The following is an 8,255-nucleotide window of genomic DNA, read 5'->3' as shown; positions in this document are numbered from 1 at the left end:
TAGCGGATAGGTGCAGGAATGAGGAAGAAAAGGGTCCAAACATGCACCTTGGTACAAAATTTAGGTAATTTCACACCAAATCTGCAGCTGACCGTGTCTAGCTGCAGATTTCACCATTTTCATCTTCCTATTGTGTAACTATATTTAATTAAATGAATAGCAAGTAAAACAAGCAAGGTCTAGAACTTTATTTTTAAAGGAAATATTGTCGTATTTGGCCTGTTAATCGGCTAATTGGAGAGCTGTTTTAGATGCTTTTAGATCAACTTTTAACTGCTGCTCTAAATCACTTGGATGGTAGTAGCCCTTTGCCATCATGTATTGACTAATTCGTTCATGTGCTTCAATCGCATCATTTAACTGCCCACGTAACACTTCTCTTACTTCAGGAGTGGCAGATTCAGTCAATGCGAATGTTAAATTTCTAACTGCAGACTTAGTAGCAATTAAAAAGTCCGTAGCGATGACTTGATCTGTCATTCCACTCATACCAGCAATTTTTTGCACGATATTCGTCATGATGAAACGCTCCCGTCCTTTAATAAAGTATTTAATTGTTTGATGTGCTGTTTTCCATCTGTAACATCTGCTTGAAGAATTGCCTTCAATTCTTTACAGCCTACTAATCCTTGCATCGTAGTTGATTTTGTTAAGCAAAGATTTTTGAATGTTAATATTTCATGAAGCTCTAAACGTTCATGAAGAGCTAGTTGAATAGCCATGATTTCACCTCAATCTTCGTAGTAGTAAAGCTTTTACCTTTAGCTTACGTTTTACAGCATTTATTATTCAAGACGACTTGTATAGGTTGATATCGTCGGAGACAAAATACCATTAACGAATAACGATGAGGAGGGAAGTATATGGGACAGGAAAACTCAGCTTTTCATGAGACGATGGATATTCATGAATTATTAAATCTAAAAACAGTTGCATTATTAAAATCAAAAATGATGCAAGGAGTTGTTTTTGACCAAGAATTGCGTGCGTTGATGGAAAAAAACGTCCAAATGTCGATTAACGACGTAAAACAGCTTCAACGTCTTTACCCTTATTCAAACACACACTAAGAAGTGAGGTTGATCATATGAATGATTATTTAGATCCTATTAACTCTGTAGGAATGCCAGAACAAGTCGATTCAGCAATTGCACTAGATCTGTTAATTACTGCAAAAGAAGCAGTTCGAAATTATTCAATTGCCTTAACGGAGGCAGCTAGTCCAGAGGTAAGAACCGTTATTCGTAATCAAATGGAAGCTGCAATTGATTACCAAAATGAAGTGAAAGAATTAATGATTCAAAAAAAATGGTTTTTTCCTTACGATGTAAGTGAGCAGCAGCTGCTTGATTTAAAAGCTGCTCAAACCGCGATTGATATTGCAGAAATGAAACTATTCCCAGAAAATAACAACCGAAAAGGATTATTTCCTACCCCACCCCAATAAATTAACGTGATAGAAGGAGAATCAGCCATGAAAGCTGTAACGTATCAAGGTGTAAAAAATGTTGTCGTTAAAGAGGTCGAAGCCCCTAGTATTCAGAAATCTGATGATATTATTGTGAAATTAACGAACACAGCTATTTGTGGTTCTGATTTGCATTTAATCCATGGCATGATTCCGAATATACAAGAAAATTATATTATCGGACATGAGCATGGGAATTGTTGAAGAAGTAGGACCAGATGTAACATTGGTAAAAAAAGGTGATCGAGTCGTGATCCCTTTTAATGTGAGCTGTGGTGAATGTTGGTTTTGTAAAAACCAACTAGAGAGTCAATGCGACGAAGCAAATGATAATGGTGAAATGGGAGCTTATTTTGGGTATTCCGGTACAACTGGTGGCTACCCAGGTGGACAAGCAGAATATATGCGAGTTCCTTATGGGAATTTTACCCCTTTTAAAATCCCTGAAGGTAGTGAAGTAGACGATAACAATTTGGTGTTATTGGCTGATGTCGGCACAACAGCATATTGGAGTGTTGATAACTCAGGTATGAAAGAAGGAGATACAGTCATTATTTTTGGCTGTGGACCGGTTGGATTGTTAGCACAAAAGTTTGCTTGGTTAAAGGGTGCCAAGCGGGTTATCGCTGTTGATTACGTTGGGTATCGTCTTGAGCATGCAAAGCGAACAAATCATGTTGAAACCGTCAACTTTGAGGATTACGAAAATGTCGGTGCTTTTTTACATGACCAGACAAATGGTGGTGCAGACGTTGTGATTGATTGCGTCGGAATGGATGGGAAGATGACCGATATGGAATTTCTCGCAACAGGTCTTAAACTACAAGGTGGCTCAATGAGTGCTTTAGTGATGGCTAGTCAAGCAGTTAGGAAAGGAGGAAACATCCAAGTAACAGGTGTGTACGCTTCACGTTATAATGCTTTTCCCTTTGGTGATATATTCCAAAGAAACGTTAACATTCGAACCGGACAGGCTCCTGTTATCCACTATATGCCATTCCTCCATGACTTAATAGCTTCTAATGAGGTCGATTTGAGTGATATTATTACCCATACGTTACCACTTGAACAAGCGAAGCATGGGTATGAAATATTCGATACGAAAATGGATAATTGTATCAAAGTGATCCTTCAACCTTAAATATAGATAGACTCCTTCATTAACCTCTATTTACTTTAACCTCCTAGTGAAATAGGTGACCGAACATTATATAATAATGGTTTACTATTTATGTAAAGTTTTATCATAAGGAGGCGTTTTTAAATTGGCTAAGAAGGCAATGATTGAAAAGGTGAAACGCACTCAAAAATACAGCGTACGTGAATATACTCGTTGTAATAAATGCGGGAGACCTCATTCAGTTTTAAGAAAATTTAAGCTTTGCCGAATTTGTGTGAGAGAATTTGCTCATAAAGGACAAATTCCTGGACTAAAGAAGGCTAGCTGGTAAATTTAGTAGTAGGTGAGACATGAATGGTCTCACCTTTTTTGTTATTTAAAGAACTTTTATTATATTTCTCAAATAAGAATTATTACGTTTTATTGTACATATGATATAAAACAATGATAATTAAGGAGAGGAAAAGAATGTCTAGAACACCTGTTTTCGTATTAAGTGGATTTTTAGGTAGTGGCAAGACAACTCTACTAGAGAGGCTATTAGTAGAGTGTACGAATAGAAATTTGAAATCAGCTGTGTTAATGAATGAAATTGGCAAAACGGACACCGATGGGAACACTCTATTAGGGAAAAGTCAAATAATCGAAAAATTATTAGATGGCTGCATTTGTTGTAATAAAAAAGGTGAAGTGGTTGAGTCGATGGAAAAGCTACTCCAAATAAAGCCCGATGTCATCTTTATAGAGTTGACTGGGGTTGCTAATCCAGATGAGGTTGCTGATTCATTGACCGAGCCCGAACTGATCAATAACGTATACTTAGAGAAGATAATAACATTAATTGATGCGGAACATATTTTATCCTATAATAGCATTTTTGAGTCTGATCGTGAACTTGTGCAAACGACGAGAAATCAAATAGAAGTAGCAGATTTATTAATCGTTAATAAAACGGATTTAGTGCCAGAAGCAAAGAAAAACAAAAATTGAGAAGCTTTTAATGAAACAAAACCCGACTTCAAAGGCTTTGTTTTCCACATTCAGTAATATACAACTAGATTATTTATTTAGCCGATTAAAGAAGACACCGCAAACAACTTTGAAAGTAAGGATGAACAAGCATAAACTAGATAACCAACAAGGACCGACTAAATTGTCCTATTCAAAAATTAAAAGTATTACGCTACCATTGGCTTCTCCAATAAGTAAAGCGGAAATTGAGGCTTTTCTTAAAAAGTGGAGAAATGTTCTCATACGGGCGAAAGGTTATGTCGATTTAGGTGATGGTACATATTTAATGCAAAATGTAATGAAGCGTGTAAGCTGGGAACGTTCAACCTACAATGGAGATCATTATTTAGTGTTAATTGGAATGAATCTAAATATAGATGAAATAAAGCAGGAGTGGGAAAACGTTGTTCAGGAAGTGAAAATGTAGAGCACTTTAATAGAAGAATGTATACGTCACGGTTTATAACGTGAATAGCACTGATCCTAAAGGTATGAATCATCCTTTGGGTCAGTCTTTTTCATTATAAAGCGTAATTATTATGATTTATATTCATTATAACGACTTGTCCGCATATACATGCATTAAACCAAGAATAGAGGACTGGTAGCAGATATGCAGACGAAAAATAATTATAGCGAGTTAATAGGCTTTGTTATGCTTGGCGTAGCAGTCTTAATCATCTCATTTAGTGATCGTTTTCCGATAACGAAAGTTGTTCTTCCGGAATCCTTGTTAACATTTAATATGGTATTTCTTAGTATATTAATTGAAGCCATCCCTTTTGTGTTAATCGGTGTTTTCATTGCAGGAAGTATTCAAATCTTTGTTACAGAGGAGCACCTTAAGAAACTATTGCCGAAAAATAAATTTTTAGCAATTGTGATGAGCTGTCTGCTAGGGGCGTTGTTTCCTGCCTGTGAGTGTGGAATTGTCCCGATTGTCCGTCGTTTAATAGCAAAAGGAGTACCTCTTTTTGCCGGAGTTGGTTTTCTTCTTACAGGTCCGTTAATTAATCCGATCGTTATTTTTTCAACGTATATGGCTTTTGGAGAAGATATGAGAATGGCTTTGTTAAGAATGGGCTTAGGCTTTGCATAGCCATTTTCATTACAACGATGATTTATTTTCTATTTAAACAAAATCAGTTAAAAAGATCTAAAGAGACTATGAATGAAGATTTTTCGCTGCAAAAGCAACCATTCACAAGACGTGTAAAAGCGATGCTTGAACATTCTATTGATGAGTTTTTTGATATGGGGAAATTTTTAATCATTGGAGCCATTTTAGCAGCATTCGTACAAACGTATATTTCGACCCAATCGATACTAGGTCTTGGCGAAGGGATATTAGCATCGACAGTTGTGATGATGGGTCTTGCCTATTTACTGTCGCTATGCTCTGAGGCAGATGCTTTTATAGCGGCATCCTTTCGTCATCTATTTCCACAAACATCATTACTAAGCTTTCTAATCTACGGTCCGATGATCGATTTAAAAAATACGATCATGATGTTGGCTGTTTTTAAGGTACGCTTTATACTTGTTTTATTTGTCATCATTACAGGCACAGTACTTGGGCACTACTTTTTGTTCATCAATGGATATAAAGGGGGAGTAACAATGGTTTATATACAAGTTCGACAAATGATTAAGGCGATCGTGTTACTCCTATTTGCTGTGTTTATCTTTCATTTACATAAATCAGGAGAAATTACGCGATTTATAAACCCAAATTATCTCACTTTTAGTCAAATTGCATCTGTTCTGTTTCTATTTTTATTTTTTATCCAAGTACCACGAATTTTTACTTCCCCATATGATGATCACGACCATAGTCTATGTGGTCCTTGGGGATGTAGCCATGAAGAGTCTGAAAGTGGAGGAACACTAAAAACGTTTGTTGCTTACGGTTTGATTATTCTTCCTTTGTTTACAGGTTTTCTTCTCCCTTTTAAAGATTTCGGTGCCGCCGAAGCTCAGAATCGTGGCGTTAGTTATGTTACTCATGATCATAGTCATGGAGAAGAACTAGAGCTTAATGATCAAAACAAAACTGTGGAGGAAATGGTAAATAAACCTGTTCTTACATTGACGAATGATAATTTCGCAAGCTATTTAACGACTATTACGTCATACCCTCAGTATTTCAAAGGGAAAGAAATTGAATTGGAGGGCTTCATTCTTGAGGAAGAATGTCATGCGAACAGCCGGGCTGTTATTACTAGGTTTCTTGTCACCCATTGTGTGGCAGATGCTCATGCTATTGGACTTGTCATTGAGGACGGGGCGGCCTTGGGGATTGAAGAGAACACATGGATTTATGTGAAGGGAGAATTAGGTATTACAGACAGTGATGAGATGTTTATACCTATGATCAATGTGAAAAGTTGGAGGGAAATTCAAGTTCCAACCGATCCTTATATTTATCCTTAATATGTAAAGGAAAAAGGTAAAAAGCTACCTTCTTCCAACGGATTAGTAAGCCAATTTATTCTGATCACTCATTTGTAAACAGTTATCCAACATACTTTTTAATTCTTGAACATGTAATTCAGAACCTATAAATAGGAACTCTGTTAAAACTTCAACTGATGGTACAGGATAGACTTCCGTCGTCTCAACTTGTATGGATGTTCCAACTTGAGAAATGGAATGAAGCTGTTTGGTAGAGGGATTATAGCATCTCCCTTTCATACGAAACACCTCATTAGGGAGCTTCGTAAGAAAGTTTTCTAACGCCTGAAAATCAATAGGTATATACGCTGATAGACGAGAGTATCTATCCCATATTGCCCAATAATCTCTAAGTTGCTACTTGATGAAAATAGTTTGATTTGGTGTCTATATAAATCATCTGCAGTGGTAACCTTTAAGGAAGATAGTGAATTCTCGCAATGGTCGTTAGTATCGTTCCCATTTTTAATTATTGCGTTCGGTTGTAGATTTTGGAGAAAAGCGATTAATTCAGCTAAGCGTTCTTCAGAAATTTGGTCCGCATTTGTTACATGAATTATTCCAGCTTGCTCGATTTGATTAATTAGTAACTCACCAAACGTATACTCTAAAGAAAGTGATGAATCTGATTCAGTTACTTGAATACTATGTTCACAAAAGTACGTATTCCAAAAAGCTTTAGCATTCAAAACATGAATATGTGACGTTTTATTAGGTGCTGTTAGATAAAGTACTTAAAGATGGTCAACCAGAAATATTTTCTTGTCTAACTAACCTTACAAAACGAACGGGAGCGTTAATTTACAAGCGAATAAACAGTTAAAAGGACTTTAAAAATAGTCCATTATAAATATAATAATCGCCTTTATTAAAAGTGATTTTTTTGTCATTGTTAATGAGTTTTAGGATAAATTAATGATATCACTTTTAAATAGGAGAGATTTATCTTGTCCGAAATACCTTTGAACTTAGTACTCGTGCTTATTATCTTATTGATCTTGTCAGCATTTTTTTCTTCAGCAGAAACAGCCTATTCAAGTGCAAATAAATTAAGGCTAAAAAGCTACGCAGATGAGAATAGACCGGGTGGTGTGAAGGCTCTCTTTATCTCTCAACATTTTGATCAGGCCCTTTCAACGATCTTAATTGGAAATAACTTAGTGAACATTGCAGCAGCTACAATATCCGCACAGGTAGCTACTGCCCTATTTGGTGGAAATACAGGGCTACTTATTAGCACAATTGTCATGACCATCCTTATCCTTATCTTTGGAGAAGTGCTTCCCAAATCATTAGCAAAGGAGAATGCTGAATCATTAGCATTAAAAATTTCAGCTTTATTGCTTTTGCTCATGAAACTGTTCTCTCCATTGACTTTGTTGCTTGTTAAGCTAAAACAAGTTATGACAAAACTCGTATCTAAATCGGAAGTTATTCCATCGGTTACCGAGGAAGAATTAAAAGAAATGTTTACAATCGGTCAAGAAGAAGGTGTTATTGAACCGAGTGAAAGGGAACTTCTTCATAACACTTTGGATTTTAATGATACAAAAGTAGTTGAGGTTTTAACTCCACGTACAGACCTTGTTGCGATTGATATCGACATGTCGATTGATGAGATAACTACAATATTAATAAGAGAAAGGTTTTCTAGAGTACCAGTATTCAAAAATTCAATTGATAATATTATAGGAGTTCTTTCAGAAAGAGACTTCCTTTCCCAGCTTGTTACTAATAAAGACATGGATGTAAGAAAGTTAATTCGAAAACCTTTATTTGTTGTGGAAACATTAGGTATAGCTACTCTTTTACGAATGCTTCAAAAAAACAGGGTGCATATGGCGGTTGTCATTGATGAATTTGGCGGTACGTCAGGCATTGTAACTCTGGAAGATATTCTCGAAGAATTAGTTGGAGAAATTTGGGATGAACATGATGAGAAAACAAAGGAAGTAACAGAACTTGGTACAAATGATTTTGAAATTCACGGAGATTTCCCTTTAGATGATTTTGCAAGGTTGGTCCAAATTGAATTGCCTGATAGTCGAAATTATACTCTTGGTGGCTGGTTGACAGAGGAGTTTGATTACGTTCCTTCTGTGGGCGAAGAGTTTATATATGATGGTATAAAATTAATTATAACTGAGGCAGAAGATAGAAGGATATTGAAGATAAAGGTAGAAAGTCAAGATAAAATATAGA

11 protein-coding genes and 2 pseudogenes are annotated in these 8,255 nt (G+C 36.0%); 9 read left to right on the top strand and 4 right to left on the bottom strand.

The window, feature by feature from the left end; translation table 11 throughout:
* Window positions 1–222: 222 nt before the first annotated feature.
* Both JCM19034_RS03455 and JCM19034_RS03450 read right to left on the bottom strand, forming a co-directional pair.
* Window positions 223–519, bottom strand: coding sequence for a spore coat protein (locus JCM19034_RS03455; protein ID WP_062047295.1), 297 nt, complete (start codon window positions 517–519; stop codon window positions 223–225).
* Window positions 516–722 carry a hypothetical protein gene (locus tag JCM19034_RS03450; RefSeq protein WP_062047293.1) on the bottom strand — a complete coding sequence of 69 codons (207 nt, stop codon included), beginning with the start codon at window positions 720–722 and terminating at the stop codon, window positions 516–518. Before JCM19034_RS03450 ends, JCM19034_RS03455 begins: the two co-directional genes overlap by 4 nt.
* A 141-nt stretch (window positions 723–863) precedes the next feature.
* Between JCM19034_RS03450 and JCM19034_RS03445 the strand changes: the two genes are divergently transcribed.
* From JCM19034_RS03445 to JCM19034_RS22770, 8 genes and pseudogenes are all read left to right on the top strand, one after another.
* Window positions 864–1,070 (top strand): hypothetical protein, encoded by a 207-nt coding sequence (locus tag JCM19034_RS03445; RefSeq protein ID WP_062047290.1) that lies wholly within the window; start codon window positions 864–866, stop codon window positions 1,068–1,070.
* A 17-nt stretch (window positions 1,071–1,087) separates the two neighbouring features.
* On the top strand, window positions 1,088–1,447 hold the full coding sequence (locus JCM19034_RS03440; RefSeq protein ID WP_062047287.1) for a spore coat protein: 360 nt from the start codon (window positions 1,088–1,090) through the stop codon (window positions 1,445–1,447).
* A 27-nt stretch (window positions 1,448–1,474) separates the two neighbouring features.
* Window positions 1,475–2,609: pseudogene (locus JCM19034_RS03435) on the top strand (zinc-dependent alcohol dehydrogenase).
* A gap of 124 nt (window positions 2,610–2,733) precedes the next feature.
* Complete coding sequence (locus tag JCM19034_RS03430; protein ID WP_062047286.1) at window positions 2,734–2,919, top strand: type Z 30S ribosomal protein S14; 186 nt, start codon at window positions 2,734–2,736, stop codon at window positions 2,917–2,919.
* Window positions 2,920–3,056: 137 nt separating this feature from the next.
* Entirely contained in the window at window positions 3,057–3,578 is a 522-nt protein-coding gene (locus tag JCM19034_RS03425; RefSeq protein WP_062047284.1) for a GTP-binding protein, read from the top strand.
* A 10-nt stretch (window positions 3,579–3,588) separates the two neighbouring features.
* Window positions 3,589–4,026, top strand: a complete 438-nt coding sequence (locus tag JCM19034_RS03420; protein ID WP_062047282.1) for a GTP-binding protein — start codon at window positions 3,589–3,591, stop codon at window positions 4,024–4,026.
* A gap of 186 nt (window positions 4,027–4,212) precedes the next feature.
* Window positions 4,213–5,171 (top strand): annotated as a pseudogene (locus JCM19034_RS03415) (permease); the annotation flags it as partial.
* Between the two features lie 48 nt (window positions 5,172–5,219).
* Window positions 5,220–6,032, top strand: coding sequence for a TIGR03943 family protein (locus tag JCM19034_RS22770; RefSeq protein WP_370621808.1), 813 nt, complete (start codon window positions 5,220–5,222; stop codon window positions 6,030–6,032).
* Between the two features lie 42 nt (window positions 6,033–6,074).
* Here JCM19034_RS22770 and JCM19034_RS03410 read toward each other — a convergent pair whose 3' ends face one another.
* Together JCM19034_RS03410 and JCM19034_RS03405 are read right to left on the bottom strand one after the other, a co-directional pair.
* On the bottom strand, window positions 6,075–6,293 hold the full coding sequence (locus JCM19034_RS03410; protein ID WP_062047280.1) for a GTP-binding protein: 219 nt from the start codon (window positions 6,291–6,293) through the stop codon (window positions 6,075–6,077).
* Between the two features lie 38 nt (window positions 6,294–6,331).
* A complete protein-coding gene (locus tag JCM19034_RS03405) occupies window positions 6,332–6,742 on the bottom strand; it encodes a hypothetical protein (RefSeq protein ID WP_062047278.1) in 411 nt (136 codons plus the stop codon).
* A gap of 258 nt (window positions 6,743–7,000) precedes the next feature.
* Between JCM19034_RS03405 and JCM19034_RS03400 the strand changes: the two genes are divergently transcribed.
* Complete coding sequence (locus tag JCM19034_RS03400) at window positions 7,001–8,254, top strand: hemolysin family protein (protein ID WP_062047276.1); 1,254 nt, start codon at window positions 7,001–7,003, stop codon at window positions 8,252–8,254.
* Window position 8,255 lies beyond the last annotated feature (1 nt).

Origin of the sequence: Bacillus sp. JCM 19034 (genome assembly GCF_001310635.1) — a bacterium.
Classification (GTDB): domain Bacteria; phylum Bacillota; class Bacilli; order Bacillales; family Bacillaceae_D; genus Halalkalibacter.
The sequence above is the reverse complement of the archived record's forward strand: the minus strand, read 5'-3'. Positions and strand labels throughout refer to the sequence as shown.